Source organism: Bacillus sp. 05T21, assembly GCF_056396785.1.
Genome location: NZ_JBFTMD010000013.1, coordinates 85,617 through 109,792, shown reverse-complemented (window position 1 = coordinate 109,792; position 24,176 = coordinate 85,617). Strand labels below are relative to the sequence as shown.

General features: G+C 35.0%; 22 protein-coding genes. 13 read left to right on the top strand and 9 right to left on the bottom strand.

Features of this window, described 5'->3' with window-relative positions; all coding sequences use genetic code 11:
• Positions 1-154 precede the first annotated feature (154 nt).
• From AC1DKZ_RS20880 to AC1DKZ_RS20850, 7 genes are all read left to right on the top strand, one after another.
• On the top strand, positions 155-1,255 hold the full coding sequence (locus AC1DKZ_RS20880) for an amidohydrolase/deacetylase family metallohydrolase (protein WP_476996990.1): 1,101 nt from the start codon (positions 155-157) through the stop codon (positions 1,253-1,255).
• Positions 1,233-2,336 (top strand): DgaE family pyridoxal phosphate-dependent ammonia lyase, encoded by a 1,104-nt coding sequence (locus tag AC1DKZ_RS20875; protein WP_476996989.1) that lies wholly within the window; start codon positions 1,233-1,235, stop codon positions 2,334-2,336. Before AC1DKZ_RS20880 ends, AC1DKZ_RS20875 begins: the two co-directional genes overlap by 23 nt.
• A gap of 1 nt (position 2,337) precedes the next feature.
• Positions 2,338-3,093, top strand: a complete 756-nt coding sequence (dagF, locus tag AC1DKZ_RS20870) for a 2-dehydro-3-deoxy-phosphogluconate aldolase (RefSeq protein WP_000181936.1) — start codon at positions 2,338-2,340, stop codon at positions 3,091-3,093.
• Positions 3,086-4,102, top strand: coding sequence for a sugar kinase (locus AC1DKZ_RS20865; protein WP_219301121.1), 1,017 nt, complete (start codon positions 3,086-3,088; stop codon positions 4,100-4,102). Before dagF ends, AC1DKZ_RS20865 begins: the two co-directional genes overlap by 8 nt.
• Positions 4,102-4,827, top strand: a complete 726-nt coding sequence (locus AC1DKZ_RS20860; RefSeq protein ID WP_002015828.1) for a GntR family transcriptional regulator — start codon at positions 4,102-4,104, stop codon at positions 4,825-4,827. The genes AC1DKZ_RS20865 and AC1DKZ_RS20860 overlap by 1 nt, the downstream gene beginning before the upstream one ends.
• Positions 4,828-4,892: 65 nt before the next feature.
• The gene (gene gntP, locus AC1DKZ_RS20855; RefSeq protein ID WP_476996988.1) at positions 4,893-6,218 is read left to right on the top strand and encodes a gluconate permease GntP; all 1,326 of its coding nucleotides are present in this window, start codon (positions 4,893-4,895) and stop codon (positions 6,216-6,218) included.
• 179 nt (positions 6,219-6,397) lie between these two features.
• Positions 6,398-6,607, top strand: coding sequence for a YjcZ family sporulation protein (locus AC1DKZ_RS20850; RefSeq protein ID WP_002089219.1), 210 nt, complete (start codon positions 6,398-6,400; stop codon positions 6,605-6,607).
• Positions 6,608-6,661: 54 nt separating this feature from the next.
• Here the strand turns inward: AC1DKZ_RS20850 and AC1DKZ_RS20845 are convergent, their stop codons facing one another.
• The 6 genes from AC1DKZ_RS20845 to AC1DKZ_RS20820 all read right to left on the bottom strand — a co-directional run bounded on the left by AC1DKZ_RS20845 (position 6,662) and on the right by AC1DKZ_RS20820 (position 15,241).
• Positions 6,662-8,635 (bottom strand): FtsX-like permease family protein, encoded by a 1,974-nt coding sequence (locus AC1DKZ_RS20845; protein WP_476996987.1) that lies wholly within the window; start codon positions 8,633-8,635, stop codon positions 6,662-6,664.
• Positions 8,632-9,384, bottom strand: a complete 753-nt coding sequence (locus tag AC1DKZ_RS20840) for an ABC transporter ATP-binding protein (RefSeq protein WP_000393251.1) — start codon at positions 9,382-9,384, stop codon at positions 8,632-8,634. The genes AC1DKZ_RS20845 and AC1DKZ_RS20840 overlap by 4 nt, the downstream gene beginning before the upstream one ends.
• A 19-nt stretch (positions 9,385-9,403) precedes the next feature.
• On the bottom strand, positions 9,404-11,362 hold the full coding sequence (locus tag AC1DKZ_RS20835; protein WP_476996986.1) for an FtsX-like permease family protein: 1,959 nt from the start codon (positions 11,360-11,362) through the stop codon (positions 9,404-9,406).
• A 93-nt stretch (positions 11,363-11,455) separates the two neighbouring features.
• Complete coding sequence (locus AC1DKZ_RS20830; protein ID WP_476996985.1) at positions 11,456-13,426, bottom strand: FtsX-like permease family protein; 1,971 nt, start codon at positions 13,424-13,426, stop codon at positions 11,456-11,458.
• A gap of 94 nt (positions 13,427-13,520) precedes the next feature.
• Positions 13,521-14,543 carry a sensor histidine kinase gene (locus AC1DKZ_RS20825; protein ID WP_476996984.1) on the bottom strand — a complete coding sequence of 341 codons (1,023 nt, stop codon included), beginning with the start codon at positions 14,541-14,543 and terminating at the stop codon, positions 13,521-13,523.
• A 2-nt stretch (positions 14,544-14,545) separates the two neighbouring features.
• Positions 14,546-15,241, bottom strand: coding sequence for a response regulator transcription factor (locus AC1DKZ_RS20820; protein WP_000276736.1), 696 nt, complete (start codon positions 15,239-15,241; stop codon positions 14,546-14,548).
• Positions 15,242-15,449: 208 nt separating this feature from the next.
• On the opposite strand from AC1DKZ_RS20820, the gene AC1DKZ_RS20815 reads away from it, so the two are divergent.
• Both AC1DKZ_RS20815 and AC1DKZ_RS20810 read left to right on the top strand, forming a co-directional pair.
• Entirely contained in the window at positions 15,450-15,722 is a 273-nt protein-coding gene (locus AC1DKZ_RS20815) for an autorepressor SdpR family transcription factor (protein ID WP_002089211.1), read from the top strand.
• The gene (locus AC1DKZ_RS20810; RefSeq protein WP_476996983.1) at positions 15,719-16,354 is read left to right on the top strand and encodes an SdpI family protein; all 636 of its coding nucleotides are present in this window, start codon (positions 15,719-15,721) and stop codon (positions 16,352-16,354) included. The genes AC1DKZ_RS20815 and AC1DKZ_RS20810 overlap by 4 nt, the downstream gene beginning before the upstream one ends.
• A gap of 42 nt (positions 16,355-16,396) precedes the next feature.
• Here AC1DKZ_RS20810 and AC1DKZ_RS20805 read toward each other — a convergent pair whose 3' ends face one another.
• Positions 16,397-17,272 (bottom strand): AraC family transcriptional regulator, encoded by an 876-nt coding sequence (locus AC1DKZ_RS20805; protein ID WP_476996982.1) that lies wholly within the window; start codon positions 17,270-17,272, stop codon positions 16,397-16,399.
• Positions 17,273-17,578: 306 nt separating this feature from the next.
• Here AC1DKZ_RS20805 and AC1DKZ_RS20800 point away from each other — a divergent pair, with 306 nt between their 5' ends.
• Both AC1DKZ_RS20800 and AC1DKZ_RS20795 read left to right on the top strand, forming a co-directional pair.
• A complete protein-coding gene (locus tag AC1DKZ_RS20800; protein ID WP_476996981.1) occupies positions 17,579-18,349 on the top strand; it encodes an ABC transporter ATP-binding protein in 771 nt (256 codons plus the stop codon).
• Complete coding sequence (locus AC1DKZ_RS20795) at positions 18,336-20,285, top strand: ABC transporter permease (RefSeq protein WP_476996980.1); 1,950 nt, start codon at positions 18,336-18,338, stop codon at positions 20,283-20,285. The genes AC1DKZ_RS20800 and AC1DKZ_RS20795 overlap by 14 nt, the downstream gene beginning before the upstream one ends.
• A 246-nt stretch (positions 20,286-20,531) precedes the next feature.
• Here AC1DKZ_RS20795 and AC1DKZ_RS20790 read toward each other — a convergent pair whose 3' ends face one another.
• Positions 20,532-20,861, bottom strand: coding sequence for a YolD-like family protein (locus AC1DKZ_RS20790; RefSeq protein WP_377864057.1), 330 nt, complete (start codon positions 20,859-20,861; stop codon positions 20,532-20,534).
• A gap of 462 nt (positions 20,862-21,323) precedes the next feature.
• Positions 21,324-22,550: a helix-turn-helix domain-containing protein gene (locus AC1DKZ_RS20785; protein ID WP_377864058.1), complete on the bottom strand. Its 1,227-nt coding sequence runs from the start codon at positions 22,548-22,550 to the stop codon at positions 21,324-21,326.
• A 414-nt stretch (positions 22,551-22,964) separates the two neighbouring features.
• Between AC1DKZ_RS20785 and AC1DKZ_RS20780 the strand changes: the two genes are divergently transcribed.
• Positions 22,965-23,543, top strand: a complete 579-nt coding sequence (locus tag AC1DKZ_RS20780; RefSeq protein ID WP_242310633.1) for a class I SAM-dependent methyltransferase — start codon at positions 22,965-22,967, stop codon at positions 23,541-23,543.
• Complete coding sequence (locus tag AC1DKZ_RS20775) at positions 23,543-24,142, top strand: DedA family protein (protein WP_476996979.1); 600 nt, start codon at positions 23,543-23,545, stop codon at positions 24,140-24,142. The genes AC1DKZ_RS20780 and AC1DKZ_RS20775 overlap by 1 nt, the downstream gene beginning before the upstream one ends.
• The last annotated feature ends 34 nt before the right edge of the window (positions 24,143-24,176 follow it).

Genomic DNA, 24,176 nt, shown 5'->3' with positions numbered 1-24,176 from the left:
ATGCTAATGGTACCCATTATCGGAATTAAACATTATAACGTTATATTTACTTCTTCCTTTTTTTGTGTTACGCTAAACGTGTGAAAGAGATATAAAATGAAATTTTAATGTAAGCGTATTCTTATGGCTTCTTATAGAAAAGGGTGGAAATACAATGACAGAACGATTCGTGCTACGTAATGTGAAACGTGTGAACGGGGAAGAGATTGACATTGTAGTTGAAAATAATAAAATCGCACAGGTGACGAAAGCTGGTTTTGGCGAGGGCGAAAAGGTTCTTGATTACGCAGGTACTTACGTATCGAGTGGCTGGATTGATTTACACGTTCATGCTTTTCCAGAGTTTGATCCGTATGGCGATGAGGTAGATGAAATTGGCGTTAAGCAAGGGGTAACGACAATTGTTGATGCGGGAAGCTGCGGAGCTGATCGTATCGCAGATTTAGTACAAAGTAGAAAGCAGGCAAAAACGAATTTATTTGCCTTTTTAAATATTTCTCGCATCGGTTTGAAACGAATTGATGAATTATCCAATATGGAATGGATAGATAAAGAGAAAGTAATAGATGCAGTAGAAAAGTATAAAGATGTAATCGTTGGATTAAAAGCGAGAATGAGTAAAAGTGTCGTTTGTGATAGCGGAATTGAACCGCTGCACGTAGCGCGCTCTTTATCTCGTGAAACATCATTGCCGATTATGGTACATATCGGTTCAGCTCCTCCGCGTATTGAGGAAGTTGTACCTCTTTTAGAAAAAGATGATGTCATTACACATTACTTAAACGGGAAAGAAAATAATTTATTTGATGAAGAAGGCAAACCGCTACCTGTGTTGTTAGATGCAGTGAAACGCGGCGTACATTTAGATGTTGGGCATGGTAATGCTAGTTTTTCTTTTCAAGTAGCAGAGGCAGCGAAGCGTCACGGCATTGTCCTTAATACAATTAGTACAGATATTTACCGGAAGAATCGTATACACGGTCCAGTGTATAGTATGGCTAACGTTCTTTCGAAATTCCTTTACTTAGGCTATCCGCTAGAAGAAGTAATTGATGCGGTTACGAAAAATGCGGCAGAGTGGCTGAAAAAACCAGAGCTTGGTCGTATTCAAGTAGGAGATATTGCAAACTTAACTTTATTTACGGTGAAAGATGAACCGATTACGTTAATTGATTCAGAAGGGGATCAGCGCATTGCTGAAAGAAGAATTGATACGAAAGGGGTTGTAATCAATGGGTCATTCATTGAATGCTAAGTACGGATTAAAAAGAGTGATTAATGCGAGCGGTAGAATGAGTATTTTAGGTGTATCCGCTCCTACAGATACAGTTATGGATGCGATGAAACATGGTGGACAAAATTATGTGGAAATTGCTGATTTAGTAGATAAAGCGGGAGACCATATTGCGAGAATTCTAGATTCAGAGGCAGCAGTTGTTGTAAACTCAGCATCGAGTGGAATTGCGCTTTCTATCGCTGGTATCGTTACAGAAGGAAATCGCCGTAAAAGTGAAAGACTTCATCAAGAAGTAATCGCGAAAAACGAAGTGATTATGTTAAAAGGTCATAACGTTCAATACGGTGCTCCTGTTGAAACAATGATTTATTTAGGCGGCGGTAAGCTCGTTGAAGTCGGTTACGCAAATGAAGGGAAAGCAGAGCATATTGAAGATGCGATTGGTGAAAATACAGCAGCGATTCTGTATGTGAAATCCCATCATGCCGTGCAAAAAAATATGATTTCTGTTGAAGAAGCGTGGGAAGTAGCACAGCGAAATAATGTACCACTTATCGTTGATGCGGCAGCTGAAGAAGATATTCAAAAATACGTGAAGTATTCAGACCTAGCCATTTATAGCGGTTCAAAGGCAATTGAAGGACCTACTTCCGGTATTGTCGGCGGTAAACGAAAATATATCGAATGGTTGAAAGTGCAATTACATTGCAGCGGTAGAAGTATGAAAGTTGGGAAAGAAACAACTTTCGGTTTACTTCAAGCGCTTGATGAGTACGGAGTAAAAGAAGATAAGAGTGAGCAAGAAAAAGAGTTGTTACAAGTGCTTATGCCGCTGAAAGAGTTAAACGGTGTAAATGTAACAATCGTTCAAGATGAAGCTGGAAGAGCAATTTTTAGAGCGCGTATTCAAATTAACGAGAAAGAGTTAAATAAAACAGCAAAAGATGTTGTGACGGCATTACGCGAAGGGGAAATCGCAATTTACACACGTGATTACGGAATAAGACAAGGGTTCTTTGATATCGATCCACGTCCACTTCAAGGTGATGATATACATGTGATTGAAGAAAAAATGAGAGAAATTGTAGGGGGAAATTAAAATGACAAACATTCAAAAACGTTTTTATAAAGGCCGCGTAGCATTAAATGTATTAGCGAACAATATCCGAAATGCGAAAGATATTTTTGAAGCAGCAGAAGGTTATGTAGTAGTCGGTGTGTTATCAAAAGACTATCCGACAGTAGAAGAAGCAGTAACTGCAATGAAAGCATACGGAAAAGAAATTGATGACGCTGTATCAATTGGACTTGGAGCAGGAGATAATCGCCAAGCGGCAGTTGTAGCTGAAATTGCGAAGCATTATCCTGGTAGTCATATTAACCAAGTGTTCCCTTCAGTTGGAGCGACGCGCGCAAATCTTGGCGGAAAAGATAGCTGGATTAATAGTTTAGTATCACCAACAGGAAAAGTAGGTTACGTAAATATTTCTACTGGTCCAATTAGTGCAGCTGGAGAAGAAAAAGCAATCGTTCCAATTAAAACAGCAATCGCACTTGTACGTGATATGGGCGGGAATTCATTGAAATACTTCCCAATGAAAGGCTTAGCTCATGAAGAAGAATATCGCGCTGTTGCGAAAGCTTGTGCGGAAGAAGGGTTCGCATTAGAGCCAACGGGCGGAATTGATAAAGAAAACTTTGAAACAATTGTACGTATTGCATTAGAAGCAAACGTAGAGCAAGTTATCCCGCACGTGTACTCTTCTATTATTGATAAAGAAACTGGTAATACGAAAACAGAAGATGTTCGTGAATTACTAGCGGTCGTGAAGAAGTTAGTTGATCAATATGCGTAAGAAAATTGCAGCATTTGGTGAAGTAATGATGCGCCTGCAAGTGCCAGGGTATGAATTGCTATCGCAAGCAAACTCATTAAATTACTCATTTTCAGGTACAGGTGTGAACGTTGCAGCAGCACTTTCTCATCTAGGGCATGAAGGGCTTCTTATTTCAACTTTACCGGAAAATTCGGTTGGAGATGCGGCGGTATCGCACATTCAAAAACTAGGGATTCAAGCACCGTTTATTTCAAGAGGCGGTAAATATGTTGGTATGTACTTTTTAGAAAATGGATTTGGCGCACGTGCAAGCCGCGTTACGTATTCTAACCGATTAGAAAGTAGTTTCAATACGGCGTCTGAAGAGATGTACCAATTTGAAGAAATCGCTAAGGAAATTGATATCGTTCATTTTTGCGGAATTACACTTGCGATGAATGATACTGTTCGTCACCATATGAAATCGTTAGCGAAAGCAGTAAAGGAAAACGGAGGCACTGTTGTCTTTGATTGTAATTATCGTCCATCGCTTTGGGGAGAAGATGGGTATGAACAGGCGAAGCCTCATTATGAAGAAATGCTAGGCCTTGCCGATATTGTAATGATGAATGAAAAAGATGCGATGTTTGTTCTCGGAATGAAAACGGAAGAGACAGAGCGAGAAGCACAACTTGTTGATCTTATTCCAAAAGTCGCAGAAATATATAATATCGCTACAATTGCTGGTACACATCGTTCTATTAATAGCGATAATACACACTCACTTCGCGGATTCATATGTAAAGATGGAACGTTCACTTTTGCCAAAACACTTACGTTTTCTGTATATGATAGAATAGGTGCTGGAGATGCTTATACGAGCGGAATTATTCATGGCGAGATAGAAGAGTTTGCACCAGAGAAAGCTGTTTCATTTGCGTCAGCAGCTGGAATGCTTGCACATACAATCGTCGGTGATACGCCAATGTCATCAGAGAAAGATATACTTCGGGCAATGACGGCATCAGTAGGTGATGTAGAAAGGTAGTGGGTGTAACGGTGAACGTAACGAGAAAAAGAGGTCCATTATATTTACAAATTAAAAATATTATTCGTGATCGAATATTACATGGTGTTTATGCCATTCATACAAATATTCCTTCTGAACCACAATTAGAAGAAGAGTTCAAAGTGAGTAAAATTACAGTACGAAATGCAATTAAAGAGCTCGTTCAAGAAGGGTATTTAGAGAAGAAAAGCGGTAAAGGAACGAAAGTCATTCGAAATACTTCTGCGACAAAGCTTTCAAAGGGAAAGAAATTTACAGAAGTGTTAGTGGAAGAAGGCTATAAAGTACAAAAGAAATTGCTAAAGGCAGAAGTGGTTCATAATGAAGAAGGAACAGTACCATTTCGTTTGTTTGGTAAAGAGAGTTTTCGTATTGAGCGTCTATATGCTTTAAATGATACTCCGTACATTCATTATACGCACTATTTCTCAGCACAAATGGCAAGTACAGACTTAGCGGACTTTGACTTACAATCGCTCTATGATCTAGTCGAGGACCGTGGTATACATTTAGAAAACTTCAGAGATGAATTCGCTGTTGGATTTGCGCCTAATTTTGTTGCAGAAGCGTTAGGAGAAAAAGAGGGAACAGCGTTATTAAAACGTATGCGCTATTCTTACGATGAAGTTGGCGAAGTAATTGAATATAGTGAAGGCTACTACAATACGGAAATGCAGCATTACGTTGTAAATTATGATGTGTAAAAAATGAAGAGGGACCAATTCCCTCTTTTTTTGTAAAAAAATTTCATATCGAAGGGGAATGGGATATGGATATATACTTATTAATCGTCACGTTAATTGCGATCGCAATTGTTATTTTAGGGGTATCGTGGTGGAAGTGGCATGCATTTATTAGTTTAACAGTTGCTAGTCTATTTTTAGCTATTATGTCTGGACTGAACTTGACCAAAATTGTTACTGCCTATGAAACTGGTGTTGGTAGTGTACTAGGGCATTTAGTTGGTATTTTGGCTCTCGGAACAATTTTAGGGAAAATGATGTCTGATTCAGGGGCTGGCATGCAAGTTGCAGATTTCTTTATTAGATTTTTCGGGGTGAAAAAATTACCTTGGGCTATGTTATTCGCCGGATTTGTTATAGGGATTCCAGTGTTTTTTGAAGTGGGAATCGTCATTTTATTACCACTTGTTATTTCAATTCGAAAAACAACGAAACAAAATATATTGTTAATTGCGTTACCTGTTATTGCTGGATTATCGATTGTACATGGGCTAGTGCCGCCGCATCCAGGTGCGATGACAGCAATCGGGATTTATAACGCGAATTTAGGAAAGGTACTATTGTATTCATTAATTATCGCGTTACCAACAGCAATTATCGCAGGACCGGTATTTGCAAAGTGGGTACATAAGCGAGTTATACCTGAAAATGAACCAGAACTTGTTCGTGTTACAACAGTATCTACTGATTTGCCAAGTCGTAAAGCTTCATTCTTTATCATTTTATTACCAGTAGTCTTAATGATTTTATCAGTAGTCGCACCATATATTTCATTACCGGTAAAAATAACTGAATTTTTAGTATTTGTAGGAAGTCCGGTAATCGCTTTACTTATTTCATGTTTCGCAGCGTTTTATTTGCTTGGCATAAAACAAGGAATTAATAAAAAGATGATTAAAAAATTAACAGATGAAAGTTTACTACCTGTCGGTTCCATTATTTTAATAATTGGTGCAGGCGGTGGATTTAAACAAATATTAATTGAAAGCGGCGTTGGAACAGCCATCGCTCAAATGGCAGAACATATTTCATTATCACCGATCGTCTTAGCGTTCATGGTAGCGGGATTAATCCGAATTGCAACAGGTTCAGCTACTGTAGCATTAACGACAGCAGCTGGAATTGTTTCACCGGTTATTCAGCACATGTCTGGTGTAAATTTAGAATTACTCGTTATTGCAACCGGTGCAGGTTCATTAATGTTTTCTCACGTAAATGATGCAGGATTCTGGCTTGTAAAAGAGTATTTAGGATTAACGGTAAAGGAAACATTTAAAACGTGGACGGTGTTGGAGACATTGTTATCATTTATTGCATTTGGCTTTGCGCTTTTACTTAATATGTTTGTTTAGAAGAAGGGGGTGCCTATTTAAAGGTATCCTCTTTTTGTGTTGGGGCTCTTTTCATGAAACAAGCCCGTTTTTAGGAGTGCCAAGCTTCCGATTTGCCCTGAAAACATAATATAAATGGAATCCCCTCATTTAGAGCAAGTTGAACTTGTTATGAATGATACTAAAGGAGGAATAGAGTAATGGGCGAAAAGTGTGAACACAGACATGATGATTGCGACCGTAGACGTGATGATTGCGACCGCAGACGTGGGTGCGGAGGCGGTTTTGCGCTTCTAATCGTATTGTTTATTTTATTAATCATTATCGGTGCTAGCTGCTTCGGCGGAGGTGGCGGCGGTTATGGTGGTTACGGCGGTTATGGCGGCGGCTATGGTGGATATTGCTGCTAATTATTTAAAAACTATTGAAAATAGCCTTGTGCATATTGCACAAGGCTATTTTATTCACGTTTTAATATGCTGTGATAATTTATTGATGTAAAGAGAACGGATTAAGAGGAAGAAAATAATCTCGATAATCCCGAAGAAAGTAAGTACGATGAAGGCCTCTTTTAGTAATGAGAAAGAAAACATGCTTTGTAAAAACTTAATTGCAAATACTGTATGAATACCCGCGATGATATAAGGAACGAAAAATAAAATTCCTAACTGAATCGTTGCAGAACGAAACATTTCGGATTCCGTCAATCCAAGCTTTGTAATCGTAATATACTTCTGTTTTTCACTTGTTAAGTCATTATACATACGGAAATATAAAACGCTAGCTGCACCGATAAAGAAAATAAAGCCGAGAAATGCCCAAATAAAGAAATTCGCAATTGCATGTTCTTTACCGTGAACTAGTTCATCAGTAGCCGTATATATGTAGAAAGGAACTTGCGCTTTCTCTTCTTTATGTTTTTCGTAGAACTCACGTGCATCATCACCAATAGCACGTAACATATTTTTTGTTGGAACCATTGCATTTTCCCAGTTTTCTACGAAGTAGTTATAGATTACGGTCGTTTCAATATGAGGAATCATATCGTCAAAAACATAATCTTGTACAACAATTAAATGGGGGAATGCAAAGGATGGTTCTATCCCTTTATTAATAAATCCTTTAATATGAAATTCTTTTTTATTAGATCCGAGTGCAATTGTATCTTGTTTTGCAAATGGGTTTGAGACAAGATTTAAAAGCTCTGGCGAATGGCGGGAAATAATATAAACTTGTGTAGAATCAAGAGTGATTTCCGGCCTCTTCAATTGTTTAGCAATTGTATTATAATCACTCATTTTCATAAGTAAAATATCTTTTTTCGATGCTGTGTCTTTTAATACTGTAAACTTATATTTCTTGTATTCAAAATTGGCACTCGTAAGCTCAGTTTCAATTGTAGTAATATGCTTTTGTTCAAGGTAATTGTCACCTTCTGATGTATACGTAAAGGGGACAGGATATTGCGCTAGTACGGATGCTTTCGTATTGTTATTAGCAGCAAACAACCCAATAATAATTGTAAATGCAAGTGCAGATAACATGGAAACGATAAAAAGTACATTAATATTACTACGAGTACGAGCAACCAAATCTGAAATCCATAACATATTTATTTGTTTCATATAAAACTTTCTTCGTTTTTTTAAAATGAAGATGAAGAGAAGAAATGTTTGTGAAAAGAAAAAATATGTCCCGATGACTACGAGTGGCAAAATAGATAATATTATAAAGAATACAGATCCATTTTGTACATTTTTTTCCGTTACATAGCCTTGCGGATAACCAGCAATATAATAACATAGTCCTAAACAAGTTAAGGCAAACAATGAGATTATTATAGATGGTCTTTTTTCTTCCGTTTCTTTTTTAGAAACTTTAATTAGTCGAATAGTTTTACGAGTACGAATGAACATCGGTGTAAATGTAGAAACGATGAAAAATAAAATAATAAAAGTTACTGTTGTAACGATAATTGCCTTTGTGGGCCAATATAAGTAGAGGCCTTTCGCACCTGTTAGTTTAGAAGTAACTAGTAAGAAAAAGTTAGAAAACACTAGCCCGCCTTGTATACCAACAAAAATAGCTAGTATTCCAATTATCATATTTTCAGTAAATAAAAGTCGCTTTAATTGTTTTTTTGATATACCAAGAACGGTTAATACCCCGAATTGTTGCTTCCTTACATTTAAAAATGTTCCAAGTGAATAAAGCAGGAAGAAGAATGAGAACAAGACAATGACAAACTGGGCTGAACCAGCTAAGTTCATCAGGGTATCTCGTTCTTGATAGCTCTGAATATTTTGTAGGCGCGGATGATATGAATAGACAGCAAATGAAAAGAAAACCATTATAGAAAAAGCACTACTTACAAAATAAGCAAAATATGCTTTAGAATTACGTGAGACATTTTTAAATGCAAATTGCCAAAACGTCATCCACGCCTTCCTCCTAATAATGCTAAAACATCTAATATTTCTTGATAAAATTTTTCGCGATATAGTCCGCGGTGTAATTCATTGTAAAGCCCACCATCTTTAATGAAAATAACGCGGTTACAATAGCTTGCTGCAAATGGATCGTGCGTAACCATTAAAATTGTTGCATCTTCTTCTTTATTTAACTTCGTAAATAACTCCATTACATCGATTGCTGCTTTTGAATCTAAGTTTCCTGTTGGTTCATCGGCAAGTAGAAGTGAAGGATGATGAATAACAGCACGTGCTACTGCAGTACGCTGCGCTTGTCCTCCAGAAACTTCAAAAATACGCTTGTCCAAAATATGATCAATCCCAAGCTTTTTTGAAATGTTATCGAGTTTTTCGTCCATTTCTTTTAAAGGAACATTATCTAACGTTAAAGGGAGTACGATATTTTCACCGATTGTTAGTGTATCTAGCAGGTTAAAGTTTTGAAAAACAAACCCTAACTCTTGGCGACGGAAAATAGCTAGTTTCTCTCTACGAAATGTGTGCGGTTTTTTTCCATTAATCACGACATCACCAGAAGTAGGGGAGTCAATTGTAGAGATAACGTTTAAAAATGTAGATTTACCGCTACCAGATGGTCCCATGATAGCAACAAATTCTCCTTTATCTACATGTAAATTTATATTTTTTAAAGCAGTATGAGGGACCTTTCCTTCATACACTTTTGAGACGTTTTTTATGTGTAATACTTCTTCCATAATAATCACCTTTCTATTTTTAAAACTTAATATGTTGTGATAATTTTTGCATATAAAAGGAACGAATTAAAAGGAAAAAGATAATTTCAACCGTTCCAAAGATTACAAGTACAACTGTAATCTCAGCGAATAATGATAGATGTAATATCTCTTGTAACATCTTTGTCGCAAACATCGTATGGATCGATGCCATAATGTAAGGAACAAAGAAAAGAATCGCAAGTTGAATTGTAGCGGATTGCTTCATTTCGACTTCTGTTAAACCGATTTTTGTAATCGTTATATACTTTTCTTGCTCATTTGTTAAATCTGTATACATACGGAAGTAAAGAACACTGCCAGCACCGATAAAGAAAATAACACCTAGGAAAGTACCAATTAAGAAAAACGAAGCAACATTTAATTTTGTTTTGTATAGAGAATCGCTTGCTTCACTTGCATGAAACGGTGGATGTTCTGCCTGAATAGCTGCATTGTCATTATCAATTTTTGTTATAAATGCTGAACCGATATTATGTGCCTTTTCCCAATCTGGAACTTTGAAGCTATATACACTCATCTGTTTTGAAGCGGTTGATAAGGCTTCTACATTTTCATCAGATAGTACGAGTAATTGGTATATTAAGCTGTTTGGGAAGGGGTTATAACTTTTATATTCTTTCACTTGTAGTTGTAAATTGTTTTGAGTAAGTGGAAGAATATTTTTCTTTTCTTTAGTATGAATTGTTCCAATAACTTGATCGTCTAAGTCTTTCATAAGAATATAAGATTCATTCTTATTCACCGTGAGAGTTTCCCAGCTTAATGCTTTGGCAAGTACATTATAGTCACTTTGTTTAATGGCATAATAGAGCTGTGAGTTATCCTCAGCTGAAGATACTTCATATATGTCTGTTTTAAATTTTGTATAAGTAAAGTGCTCTTCGTTAAATTTTTGTTCTAACCAATTTAAATGTTCATCGGCAAGCGTATTTTCAGTATGTGATAAATAAGTAAACGGGAAAGGATTTTGCCTTATTTCATCAAACTTTGTGAATTTCCCAAACCCATATAAGAATGTAATCATTGTGAAAGCGAGTGTCGATAACATCGTCACGATAAAGAGCATGTTAATATTTGTCCGAATCCGAGTTGCTAAATCAGAAACCCAAAGCATATTAATACGTTTCATATAAAATTTTCTTCTCGTCTTTAATATGCGAATGAGCAAGAAGCTAATGTGTGAGAAGAAAAAATATGTCCCAGCTGCAGCAAGTGATGGGATGACAAATATACAGGAGGCAGCGTACAAAAGCCCGGCGATATCTCCTAGTGACATAAAATATAGTGGGTTTGCTGCTAAAACATATCCAGATATTAAACATATCGCACCAAAGAGAGAGATGAGTACAGATGCTTTTCTTTCTTTTTGTTTTGTTCCTTCTTTTAAAAGACGTACAGCTTTTCTCGTACGGATTAGCATCGGTGTAAAAGATGATACGAGAATGAAGAGTCCAAGAAAGATAATTATAGTCAAAACGATAGCAGCTGTAGGCCACCAATATAAATATAAACCAGGCACATGCGTAATTTTGGCGGTAACTAATAAAAAGAACTGTGAAAAGACAAGGCCAAATTGAATGCCGAAAAATATGGATAGGCCACCAATTAGCATGTTTTCTAGAAATACGAGCCTCTTTAATTGCTTTGGAGATATGCCAAGTACTGTTAAAATCCCGAACTGTTTTTTTCGTACTTTTAAGAAAGTACCGATTGAATATAGTAAAAAGAAAAATGAAAAGAATACAATGACAACTTCTGAGATTGTCATTAATATGTTCAGAGCAGCATTCACGCCTGTCATATGCAATTTAGGATGAAATAAATAAACTGCAAACGAGAAGAAAATTGCAATGGAAAACGCACTGCTTACAAAATAGGCGAAATAAGCTCTGGCGTTCCGCGTCACGTTTTTAAATGCAAACTGCCAAAATGTCATTCACCTAGACCTCCTAGTAGAGTGATCGTGAAAAGGGTACGGTAGATACCCTTTTCATGTAAAAATTTTTTCGAAAAGATTGTTTTAAATATTTTATCCATTTGTATACTGTGATAATTTTTGCATGTAAAGCGAACGAATTAATAGGAAAAAGATGAATTCTACGGTTCCGAAAATAATAAGAACGGCTGTAACTTCAGTGAACAATGATAAATCAATTACATCTTGTAGCATTTTTGTCGCAAACATCGTATGGATGGATGCCATAATGTATGGAATGAAAAACAAAATACTAAGTTGAATTGTTGCAGAGCGTCTCATTTCCGCATCCGTTACACCAATTTTTGAAATTGCTACATATTTTTCTTGTTCGTTCGTTAAATCCGTATACATTCTGAAATAAAGAACGCTACCTGCTCCAATAAAGAAAATGACACCTAAGAATGTCCCGATTAGGAAGTATGCAGCACTCCCTGATGTGATTCTATATAATGAATCTGCTGATTCATAGGAGCGTATAAGGTGGCCTTCGTATTGGAATGCCTCTCGATCTTTTTGTATTTTTTTCATAAAATCATTAGCAATTTCATACGTCTTTTCCCAGTTTTGTACGTTATAATTGTACGCTGATACACGCTTTGTTGTACTTGGTAAGTTGTTTACAACAACATCAGGTAAAATTAAAGTTTGATATGAAAAGTAAGAGGGAATGGCCCCTGCTTGTTCATTGCCCTTTACTTGTAATATCGTATTTGTGCTAGAAAGTGTAATGGATTTTCTATTGAAGCTTGGCTCAAATTGGCCGAATAAGGTGAAATAAGCGCCACCGTTTAAGACATATGCTTCGTTATCGCTCATGAATAGTTGTTTCATTCGCAGGGCAGCCGCGAGTTTATTATAGTCACTTTGTTTCATTGCATAGATGTCATTGTAAGTTGTTATACCTTCATCTTCTTTCAGTGGTGTTTCATATAAATCAGCTTTGATCTTTTTATAAGAGAAATTTTCTTTTTGTAACTGCTGCTCAAGCCAAGTTAAATGCTCGTTAGTAAAAGGATTTGCGTCATATGAAAAATAAGAAAATGGAAAAGGTGAATTTCTCGTAACCTCTAGCTTTATAAATTTTCCAAATCCATATAGAAATGTAATCATTGTGAAGGCTACTGTAGATAGAATCACTACAATAAAAAGCATATTGATATTCGTTCGAATACGACTTGTTAAATCAGAAATCCAAAGCATATTAATTCGTTTCATATAAAAACTTCTTCTTTTCTTTAAAATATAAATAAGTAAGAAACTAATTTGAGAAAAGAAAAAATATGTCCCAATTGTAACAAGTGCTGGAATCACAAAAATACTTGAAACCATATATATAACGCCTACTTGCGTGTTTATTGAGAAGAAATATTTAGGGTTTGCAGCTAAAATATAACCACCTAATAAACAGATAGCACCAAATAGAGAAATGAATATGGATGGTTTTCTTTCTTTTTGTTTTACATTGTTTGTTTTTAAAAGGTTTACCGTCTTTTTCGTACGAATTAGCATGGGTGTAAATGAAGATACAGCGATAAAGAGACCAAGAAACACAATCGTTGTTAAAATGAAAGCATTTGTAGGGGGATATAAATATATCCCTGGTAGATGTGTAATTTTCGCTGTCACTAATAAGAAAAATTGTGAAAATACAAATCCAAACTGCATACCGAAAAAGATAGATAAAATACCAATTAACATATTTTCAGTGAAAACGAGTCGATGTAATTGCTTTTTTGATATACCTAAAACAGTTAAAATCCCAAATTGCTTTTTACGAACTTTTAAAAACGATCCGATTGAATAGAGTAGAAAAAAGAACGAGAACAAAACAATAACAACTTCTGAAAAAATCATTAATCCTGAAATTTCAGAGATCATAGTGGAATTTTGTAATTTCGGATGAAATAAGTAAACAGCAAACGAAAAGAAAACAGCAATGGAAAAAGAACTACTTACAAAGTAAGCAAAATAAGCTCTCGAGTTGCGCGTTACATTTTTAAAGGCAAACTGCCAAAATGTCATAATATGTACCTCCCGCTAGAAGGTAAATATGTAGTCTTATTGCAAAAAATGTATGAGAGTAAGTTCTCATACATTTTGCTAGCATATGTTACGATCATGCTTCGGTCACCTTCTCTGTATGTTCTGCTTGATTACTTGCAGCTTTGTGGAAGATGATTTTAATCGTCGTTCCTTTACCAACTTCAGAGTCTAGTTTGACAGAGTGACCTAAGTAATCACAAATTTTACTTACAATATAAAGTCCCATACCAGTAGATTCTCCGAATGCACGACCATTTTTCCCAGTGTAAAATGGTTCAAATACTCTTCGAATATCTTCTTGCGGAATACCAACGCCTTCATCGCGAACTTCTAAAATAATGTCTTTTCCATTTCGATAAGCGGATAAGAACACTTTCTTTCCACGCTCACCAGAGTAACGGACTGCATTTGTCATTAACTGATAGATAATAAATTTTAGCCATTTCGCATCAGAAGCAACTTTTAAATCAGAATGTACTTCTAAAACAGGGAAGACTCCGTTTCGAATGAATAATTCTTTCAATCCGTTAATATTTTTTGTTACAGCATCTTTTAATGAAATCGTCTCAACATGGAAATCCTCATGGAAGTTATTTAGCCTTGCCATATATAAAGCCATATCGAGTCCTTGATTTAATCGTTCTAATTCTTTTTTGAATTTCGGGATTAAATGTTCATCTTCCATTTCAAGCACCATAAGCTGCATAACAGAAACAGGCGTTTTCATTTGATGTACCCAATGATTAATAAATAACTGGTGTTCTTGCTGCTTTACTTCGAATGTTTGTAGGTCTTTTTGGAATAGACGATATTGCGTACGAACGAGCTCGTTTACACCGTGTGGCATAGGAGCAGTTGCTCTTTCAATAAACGCATCTTCCAGTTTCTCTGGTGGTTCACTTAATCTGTGATACATTCTACGGTTACGAACGTAACGATAAGCGAGAAAACAGATGAATAAATATAAGCTTAAAACGATGAAGTAAAACTTATTATTTTGAAATCCGTCTACTGCATCATAAAGAACGAAAATGATTCCGAAGTTTAATACATATAGTAGGAAAAATGAAAAATGATCACGTAAAAATAACTTCATGCTTATTCACTCCAAGTTGCGTTAAAACGATACCCAAGTCCACGTACTGTTTCAATAGCATTTTCAATACCAAGCTCATTGAACTTTTTACGAAGACGCGTGATGTTTACGTTTAATGTATTTTCCTCAACGAAGCTTTCGTCGTCCCAAAGAGCGGCTAGTAAATCTTCACGACTCGCTGTACGAGGGAATTTAGATAATAACATTTCTGCTAAAATCGCCTCTTTCTTCGTTAAAAGAACTTGCTCAGCTCCAAAATGAATTTCTGGACGCTCAGGGAATAGTTTTAGTCCTTCAACCTCAACGATACGTTCAGAAATATTTGGTGCATAATCACCATAAATACGGCGTAATTGACCTTTAATTTTCGCCATTACAACGTCATAGTGGAACGGCTTCGTAATATAATCGTCCGCACCGCTTTCAATCGCCATAATTTGTTCCATTTCACCAGCACGTGCCGAAATGAAAATAATTGGACAAGTAGATTCATGACGGATTTGACGGCACCAGTAGAAACCATCGAATTTTGGTAAGTTTACATCAAGTAAAACAAGATGTGGTTTCACTGCGTTAAACGATTCCATAATATCATCGAAGTTCTCTGCAACAACAGCTTCATAGCCATATTTTTGAATGTGAGATTGTAGTAATGATGAAATATTTGGATCGTCTTCAACGATTAAAATTTTATACATATGTATATTCCTCCTAAAAAAACAATTGTAGCTATAGTGTATCATGTGTTTCAAGTCTTTTCATTATGTTGAAAGATAAGCTAGTAAACAGTATGGGTCAAAAGTGGAAAAAGTAAAAAGGGCCTTATATATAATTGACAATTGACTGAAATCATTTTAACATTTAGATAAATATCTAAATGTCTAATTATCGAAAGGAAGAAAGACATTGAATCAAGCATTTAAAGCATTAGCAGACCCGACAAGGCGAAAAATTTTAGACTTATTAAAAGAAGGCGATTTAACAGCTGGGGAAATTGCTGAACAGTTCAACATGACAAAGCCAAGTATTTCTCATCATTTAAATGCACTTAAAAATGCTGAACTTATCCAAGATGAAAAAAGAGGACAATTCGTTATGTACTCTTTAAACACAACTGTATTTCAAGATTTATTGACTTGGGTGTTTACGTTTACGAATAAGGGGGAAGAGGGGAAATGAAAAAACATCTTTTCGCAATTATATTAATTCTGATAGCTTGTATAGCTTGGACGTTTGCTTGGCCGAATTTACCGGATACTATGATAATTCATTGGGGGACTGAAGGTGCGAATGGTTTTACTTCCAAGTTGAATGCAATGCTGTTGCTACTTGGAATTATGATTTTCACTTATGTTTTATTAACAGTCACTCCTAAAATTGATCCTAAGAAAAAGAATTATGATAAGTTTTCTAGAAGTTATATGATAATGAATTATAGCGTATTAGTAGTATTATTTTTAGTAAACATGCTCGTAATTGGGGTGGGATTAGGTTATGACATTCCGATGAATAGTACACCGTATATTATTGTTGGTCTTTTATTTATAGTCATCGGCAACTATTTACCACAATGTAAACCAAACTACTTTGTAGGTATAAAAACACCTTGGACATTAAGTAACGAGGAAGTGTGGAGGAAGACGCATCGTTTTAGCGGAAAGGTTTTTGTAGTATTAGGAGTTATTATGATGTTAAGTATTTTTGCTCCAGCAGCATGGAAAGCTTTCTTACTAATTGGAATTATTATTGGTGCAGTAGGACTAACGATGGGATATTCTTATGTCGCTTATAAAAAAGAACTAAAAATGTAGATAAAAGCTGCGTTTCCTTTCATGGAAAAGCAGCTTTGTTTTTTATAACTTCTTCAAAACCGGTATCCAAATTTCACTTTTGAAGTTTGGAGAGGTTACATCTTTCTGTTCATTCCACAATATTTCCGGTCCTTCCGCTAATTCATAGTTTGAAGAAGGGAACCATTCGGAATAAATACGCCCCCATACATTTTGTAATGCATCAGGAAATGGACCGACAGCTTCAAATATAGCCCATGTTGAAGCTGCGACTTCAAGTTGTTTGAATTGCTTTGGACAATCTTTCGTTGTGGCTACTCCAATGTAGTGATCGAGTTCGCCTTTTTCCTCCATTCTTCCTTCAGAAAAATTCGTAGAAGCACTAATGATTCCATTTGGGTTCACATTTGAAAGCATCTTTAATGTTTGAATGGACTGTGGGGTTAAACTTTTCCACATAGAAGCAATTTCTTCGTTTACACCGTTAAAAACGATTGGTACTCGTTTTTGTATACCAATGATTTGAAATGGCCCTTTTTCTTCAATTCGATAGTTCATTTCATTTCCTCCTTGAATGGATAGTTGGAAGGTCATTGGTGAATAAGCTTTCAAAGAACGACTAGTACTTCGAGCTTTTGAAGGCGTTATTCCGTGCAAATTTTGAAATGCACGTGTAAATGAATCTGGTGAGTTGTATCCATATTTTATAGCGACATCAATGACTTTTGCATTGCTATCTTTTAGTTCAAAGGCAGCAAGGGTAAGACGTCTACAGCGAATATATTCTGATAGTGATATGCCAGCTAGAAAAGAAAACATTCTTTTGAAATGATATTCGGAGCAGAAAGCTATTTTTGCGACTTCTTTAAAATCAATTTCGTGTGTAAGGTTGTCTTCAATATACTGCATTGCCGCATTCATATTTTTAAGTGAATCCATACTATGACCTCCTTTGTATATAGAATAGCAAGAATGAAATAGCTCCATCCGACATTTCATGCACAACTTTGTAGGGGGCATTTTTAACCTTACAAAATTGTAATGTTCCTGTAAGGAGAATGAATGGATGGCATGATATCCCAATGTTATAGTAACAAAGTACTTTAGCTCATTAGGTTAAATTTTGATTTCTCCGCTTATGTGCCTTACATAACTGTCATGTTTGTGTAAGAAACATCGATAGTGGCAAGAGTAGAGAGTGTATATAGTTGAAAATAGAGAATAGAAGAAATGAGGGATGTCGAGATGAAAACAGTGTTAGAAGCAAAAAATATTGAAAAAGTATATGACACAGGTGGGAATAAATTTTCAGCTTTAAAAGGTATTAACTTACAAGTAAAAGAAGGGGAGTTCGTTGGGATTATGGGACCTTCTGGTTCGGGTAAGACGACTTTTTTAAATGTTCTTTCTACAATTGATAATGCGACGAACGGTGAGATTTTAATTGATGGAAAAGACATCGTGAAGATGAACGATGATAAGCTGGCGTTATTCCGCCGGGATCATTTAGGTTTCATCTTCCAAGATTATAACTTATTAGATACGTTAACGGTGAAAGAGAATATTGCGTTACCTCTTGCGTTATCAAAGGTGAAAGCGAGTGAGATTGATCGCCGCGTTCTTGAAATCTCAAAGAAATTCGGTATTGATCATATTTTAAGTCAGTTCCCATATCAAGTATCTGGTGGACAGAAGCAGCGCTGCGCAGCATCGCGTGCGATTGTTACAAGTCCTAGTATGATATTTGGAGACGAGCCGACTGGAGCACTTGATTCAAAATCGGCAACTGACTTGCTAGAAAGTATGAAGTCGTTAAATGAATATGATAACTCTACAATTTTAATGGTAACGCACGATGCATTTGCGGCGAGTTATTGTAAACGAGTTATTTTCATTAAAGATGGTGAACTATATAAAGAATTGCACCGCGGTGAATCAACACGTAAACAGTTCTTCCAAAAAGTCGTTGACGTAATGTCTTCTATTTCTGGAGGTATGGCTGATGACCTTATCTAGCATTGCCCTCCGCAACATACAGCGGAACTTTAAAGACTACTTTGTATATTTTGCATCTATGATCTTTAGCATCGTCATTTATTTTACATTTAAGGCGTTGCAGTACAATTCACAAATGGAAAAAGCTGCGGCAGGTTCTAAAAAAATTAGCGGTGCATTTCAAGTTTCCAGTGTCATGCTAATTATATTCGTAGCGGTGTTCATTATATATTCGAACGGCTTCTTTACACGAAAGCGTAAAAAAGAAGTTGGACTATATTCGTTACTTGGTATTCGTAAAAGACAAATCGGTAAAATGCTCTTTTATGAAAACATGTTAATGGGATTAATGTCTTTAATTATAGGGATTGCGGTTGGTAGCGTCCTTTCGAAACTATTCCTTGAATTATTAGTAAGCATGATGGGATTAAACTTAAATGTACATTTTGAAGTACCGATGGCTGCAATTGTTGATACAGCAATTATTTTCTTTGTGATTATATTGTATACATCACTTCAAGGATATCGTTTAATTTATCGATTCAAGCTAATTGAACTTTTCCGCGCTGAACGTGAAGGAGAAGCAATGCCAAAAGGATCAGTAATTATGGCATTAATTTCAGTTTTCTTAATCGGTTCAGGTTATTTCTTAGCATTAATGTATGTGAAAGCACTTAAGTATGCCGACTTTATGGTAGTCGCACTTTACATTTTACTGGCGACAGTAGTAGGTACGTACTTACTATTTATGTTCTTTACAGTATTCGTATTGAAACGTGCAAGAAATAATAAATCATCGTTTTATAACGGTATGAATATGGTAACGACGTCACAGTTACTATATCGTATTAAAGGAAATGCAAAGTCACTGGCGACAATTTCTATTTTAAGTGCAGTGACATTAACAGCGGTTGGTACGTCAGTTACGATGTATTACAACACATTTACGCAATCAAAAGTAGCTGCGCCGTACAGTTATTCTTATGAGAAAAAAGATGAAGAGCTAGATAAGAAAGTAAGTGCGATCCTTGCTGAAGAGAAGGCGAATCACCCTGTCAAAGATCAATTTGAAATTGAGACGGTTCCTGTAAAAGGAAAGTTTGAAGGGGATAAAGTGGACTTCATTCTTAATCTAAACTACACGATTTCAGAGAAATATCAGTTTATGTCTCAGTCCGAATTTAATAAACTTGCTAAAAAAATCGATGCAGAAACAGTGAATGTAGCTACTGGTGAAGCATTTATATATGACAGCTCTTATATTGAAGGGTATGAGTTTAGTCCTCAATATAAAGGAAGTAAAGCAGTATTCCAAATTGGCAATGAAACGAAGACATTAACGATTCAAGGTGCAAATAATACAGCAATTACGAACTTAGGTGAATTAGTGATTGTCGTTTCAGATGACATGTATGAACAGGCGAAACAAGCATTTGGAACACGTACTGTAAAAAATATTGATGTAAAAGATGAAAGAAACAGTAAAGTATTAACAGAAAAGTTAGCAAAAGTGATGCCAGCTGGTGAATCAGAAATGGTACCATCATTTAGAGATTTCTATACTGGTTTCCAAATGGGGCTTGAAGGAACGGGACTCATGATGTTCATCGGAATGTTCTTAGGACTTGTATTCTTACTGGCAACAGGTTCTATTATTTACTTTAAGCAATTAACTGAAGCAAATGCAGATCGTGAGCGTTACGTCGTACTTCGTAAAGTTGGTGTAACGAAACAAGAAATGAAAAAAGCTATTGCAAAACAAGTAAGCTTTATCTTTGCGATTCCGTTAGTAATCGGAATTCTGCATAGCTTATTTGCACTAAAAGGCTTAGCAAACTTATTACCATTCGAAATTATGATTCCGCTCCTAATTAGTATCGGAGTATATGGCGTCATTTATATTGGATATTACTTCTTAACAGTTCGCTCTTATTATAAGATTGTGAGCGCGAAGTAATAGATGGTAGCTGTAAGGAAATAAGGACTATAAAATAGTGATTCACCTGATTTTTTTAGTCAGGTGAATCACTATTTTTTGTTTTGATAAGCGCTAGTGAGAGATAAACCAAATAACATTTGAGGAGGGAGTAGGCATACAGAATTTGTGTACTATAAGTTTGTTATTCTTATTATATTAATAAAATGATATAAATGAAGTGTTACATATTACTTGATGGGAATAGCATGAATTTTATAGACATAATTAATGCGCATCAATTATGTCTATAAAATTAAAGGTATGTTTATAGTCAAAGGTATCTATGCATATTACATAACGCTTCAAAGGGTTTATTTCAATTACAGTCATACGGCTTGAGGGAAAATAACGATCTTCATAATAAGTGATTAATATTTCTTTTTCGGAAATGAATGACTGTAATAGAAGATCTTCAATCCGCTCCCTATCATTTTGTGGTGATACTCTTATTGGTCCTTTAATAACCTTGCGTGTGCCAGCAGATTGTTCAGGTGTAATAGTCATTTGATTCAATTTCGAAGTGTCGCTATCTTTTGATATATTTGCGCTACTCATGCCTTATATTCTCCTAACAATATATTTTCTGTATCTTTCTAACTTAGGAAGAACAGTTACTATTTAATTACTATTAATTTAAGCGCTAAATTTCTTATGTTCTTGAACTGTACACACTGTATAAAGAGCCTATTTTGAGAAGTAGTCAGCTATAAAACTTATATAATGAAGAAATTATGGCGAATTAGCTTAGTATTAAAAAATTATCAAATTTATCAACTTATTTATAGTAATTTATTTGTCATTATTGTACTTTTTTGAAGGGGCTAGAACTTTATTAGGATTAAAGGAAATAGGGGCGTGTAAAGATAAATAGAAAGAATATAAAAAAGAAGAAACAATCGACTGATTTTGAGGTGAGAGTATTACTACTCACAAATGATAGGATGTATTGACTTGGTGAATTTTATATGTAGGTGAGCTAGTATTATATCTATCCCACCTAGTGTTAAGAAATCGCTTCTATATTACAGTATGATTTTCCCGATATTGTCTAGGGGTCATACTAGTGATTTTTTTGAAAACTCTTGTGAAATAACTTTGATCATTAAAATTAAGCCAAGCACAAATATCCGATAGTGGATATGTTGTTAATGTTAATAACTTTTTGGCTTCTTCTACTCGTTCCCTTTGAATGTATTCACTTAAAGGAATCCCTACTTCTTTTTTAAACAACTTAGATAAATAAGTAGGAGAAATCTCTAAAAGGCTAGCAAGATCATTGAGAGATATTTCATCGTAAATATGCTTGTGAATATGATTTAGGCATGTAGTTATTGAATTAGAATATGCTTGATTACTATATTCTGTAACACGTTCTGCAAAAGTACATAAGGCATCTTCAATTAATCTATTTACGGAGTACATGTTATCTAGTTTTTCAATGGTTTGGATATATAAAGTACCAAGTGAAAAAGCAATATGTGATGGAAGATTACCAGCTATCGCATATCGAATAGCTAAAGTAATTGCGATAATACCATTGTTTTTTTGGTTTCTGAGTTGATCTCCTTTTGATGAAATCGCCGCATCCTCTTGTGGAAATGAATACGCATATTGTATTACTTTTTCTTTATTTCCTTCTTTAATTGCTGAAAAAAATTTACGTTCCAATGATATGTCATAATTTTGCGGATCATGCCGGCGACGTTTTGAAATATATAAATCAGGATTTACAATTTTGTAAGAAACATCTTCTAGTAATTTATTTTTTTCCCAAACAATATCTCTATCTAATTTTTCATTGAAAACTACGTAATGTAACCAAATACTTATATCAATTAGAGTACTTTTTTTAATCTCGGGTAGAAATTGATAGTAGTCTATTCCTTTTTGTATATTAGTACAATTAAAATATTCCATAAGTTTGATGGCCATTTCATCTGATACCTTTGGATAGGTAGTGGGGCCGACTATTATAGTTCCTTTTACATGTTCATGATTTGTTATATGGATACTAATGAAATTCTCAAGATACTTATTTCCTTTGAAAATTGGAAAATTACAAGGAGTGTTTTCTTGATAAATTTCATTAAGATGTTCTTCTTTAGAAGAATAAAAGGGACTACCAATCGTATGAGAAGTAGATTCATATACAATTTTTTTATCAGTAGATAGAAACTGAACAGGAACATGAAATGTACTATGTACAAGATCACATAAGTGCTGTAGGTCGATGGAATTATTCATTATTTTCTCCTTTTAAATAGTTTTGAAATACCACATATTCATACTTAGATCTACATTCATTTCTATAAGATATAAATTTCTTATTATTTTAATTTTTTACTTACATGAAAAGAATTACATATATTGGATAGGAGTGAAAGGTGATTTACAGATTAATTTCCACAGATGTTGTGTGAAAATAGACGTAGCAATGGTACCTTCCATAAAAGTTGTTTTTATATCCATTATACCAAATTAATAAATATAAAAGAGATATTTATATATGGAATATGAAATGTTTTATGTATAAGAATGATAGATAATGCTTTTTCATTCTTCATAAAATCTTAAGAAATCTCCTCAATTTTTGTTAAGAAACGATAGTTATACTTAGAAACAAGTTAAAAACTATTGAACGAATGGGGAGAGATTTACATGCAACTCATAACATTCTTACATGAATTTATTAAACATCCGAAACATACTGGTGCAATTGCGCCAAGTTCAAAAATATTAGCAAAGAAAATGGTAGATGTAATTGATTTCAATAGAGCGAAATGCATCGTAGAGTTAGGGCCTGGTACAGGTGTCTTTACGAAAGAGATTATGAAGAGAAAGAAGAAGGAAACAATATTTCTTCTGATTGAAATTAATGAAGTGTTTTGCAAAGAGTTAACGAGAATGTTTAAAAATGAGCAGAACGTTATTGTTGTACACGGTTCAGCTGAAAATATAAAAAAATATATGGAAGAGTTCAATATAGAATGCATTGATTACGTCTTATCGGGATTGCCTTTTACTTCTTTACCAGAAGAGGTTTCAAAGCGTATTTTAAATAATGTGATGGAAGCCATACATGAGAACGGTGAATTTATTACATTTCAATATTCACTTGTGAAAAAGGGATTTATACAGCATTTTTTTCCTGAAATTACATTGAAAAAAGTGTGGTTAAATGTTCCGCCGGCTTACGTCTTTAGCTGCAAAAAAGAATTACGGAGGGCGTATGCATAATGGAATTACATGAATTATTATCATACATTGAGCAGTACGGTTATTGGGCATTATTTTTCTGTTTATGGCTCGGGATCGTCGGTATGCCAATTCCAGATGAAATGATTGTAATGAGTGGCGGTTTCGTATCATCATTAGGCATATTAAATGTAATTCCCGCTTTTGTCTTAACATATTTAGGTGTTGTATCAGGGCTTTCTTTAGGTTATATATTAGGAAAAGTATTTGGTACGAAAGTACTTGATAAGCTAATGAAAAAGAAAAAAGCAAAATATTTTTTAAAATCGCAACAGATGGTTGAAAAATACGGTCAGTATGCGTTAGTTACAAGTTATTTCATACCTGTTGTAAGACATATTGTGCCGTATTTAGTTGGAATGAATAACATGTCATTTAAGACGTATGCTTTATATTCCTATACGACAGGGTTCGTTTGGACACTTGTTTATTTTGTGCTCGGTTCTTTATTTGGACAACATATTGAAAGTATTGTAGCAGTTGCGATAAAGTATGGCGCGTATTTTGGCGGGATTGTTTTTGTTGTTGCAAGTGGTATTTATTTGTATAAGCAAAGAAGAAGTACAGTGATGAGCAAGTAAATAGACTAAAGGTTTATGCTTATTGAGAGTAGTA

Coding starts and splice junctions, on each gene's coding strand:
- AC1DKZ_RS20880 (WP_476996990.1), top strand. CDS start 155: ATGACAGAACGATTCGTGCTACGTAATGTGAAACGTGTGAACGGGGAA.
- AC1DKZ_RS20875 (WP_476996989.1), top strand. CDS start 1,233: ATGGGTCATTCATTGAATGCTAAGTACGGATTAAAAAGAGTGATTAAT.
- dagF (WP_000181936.1), top strand. CDS start 2,338: ATGACAAACATTCAAAAACGTTTTTATAAAGGCCGCGTAGCATTAAAT.
- AC1DKZ_RS20865 (WP_219301121.1), top strand. CDS start 3,086: ATGCGTAAGAAAATTGCAGCATTTGGTGAAGTAATGATGCGCCTGCAA.
- gntP (WP_476996988.1), top strand. CDS start 4,893: ATGGATATATACTTATTAATCGTCACGTTAATTGCGATCGCAATTGTT.
- AC1DKZ_RS20850 (WP_002089219.1), top strand. CDS start 6,398: ATGGGCGAAAAGTGTGAACACAGACATGATGATTGCGACCGTAGACGT.
- AC1DKZ_RS20845 (WP_476996987.1), bottom strand. CDS start 8,635: ATGACGTTTTGGCAATTTGCATTTAAAAATGTCTCACGTAATTCTAAA.
- AC1DKZ_RS20840 (WP_000393251.1), bottom strand. CDS start 9,384: ATGGAAGAAGTATTACACATAAAAAACGTCTCAAAAGTGTATGAAGGA.
- AC1DKZ_RS20835 (WP_476996986.1), bottom strand. CDS start 11,362: ATGACATTTTGGCAGTTTGCATTTAAAAACGTGACGCGGAACGCCAGA.
- AC1DKZ_RS20830 (WP_476996985.1), bottom strand. CDS start 13,426: ATGACATTTTGGCAGTTTGCCTTTAAAAATGTAACGCGCAACTCGAGA.
- AC1DKZ_RS20825 (WP_476996984.1), bottom strand. CDS start 14,543: ATGAAGTTATTTTTACGTGATCATTTTTCATTTTTCCTACTATATGTA.
- AC1DKZ_RS20820 (WP_000276736.1), bottom strand. CDS start 15,241: ATGTATAAAATTTTAATCGTTGAAGACGATCCAAATATTTCATCATTA.
- AC1DKZ_RS20810 (WP_476996983.1), top strand. CDS start 15,719: ATGAAAAAACATCTTTTCGCAATTATATTAATTCTGATAGCTTGTATA.
- AC1DKZ_RS20805 (WP_476996982.1), bottom strand. CDS start 17,272: ATGGATTCACTTAAAAATATGAATGCGGCAATGCAGTATATTGAAGAC.
- AC1DKZ_RS20800 (WP_476996981.1), top strand. CDS start 17,579: ATGAAAACAGTGTTAGAAGCAAAAAATATTGAAAAAGTATATGACACA.
- AC1DKZ_RS20795 (WP_476996980.1), top strand. CDS start 18,336: ATGACCTTATCTAGCATTGCCCTCCGCAACATACAGCGGAACTTTAAA.
- AC1DKZ_RS20790 (WP_377864057.1), bottom strand. CDS start 20,861: ATGAGTAGCGCAAATATATCAAAAGATAGCGACACTTCGAAATTGAAT.
- AC1DKZ_RS20785 (WP_377864058.1), bottom strand. CDS start 22,550: ATGAATAATTCCATCGACCTACAGCACTTATGTGATCTTGTACATAGT.
- AC1DKZ_RS20780 (WP_242310633.1), top strand. CDS start 22,965: ATGCAACTCATAACATTCTTACATGAATTTATTAAACATCCGAAACAT.
- AC1DKZ_RS20775 (WP_476996979.1), top strand. CDS start 23,543: ATGGAATTACATGAATTATTATCATACATTGAGCAGTACGGTTATTGG.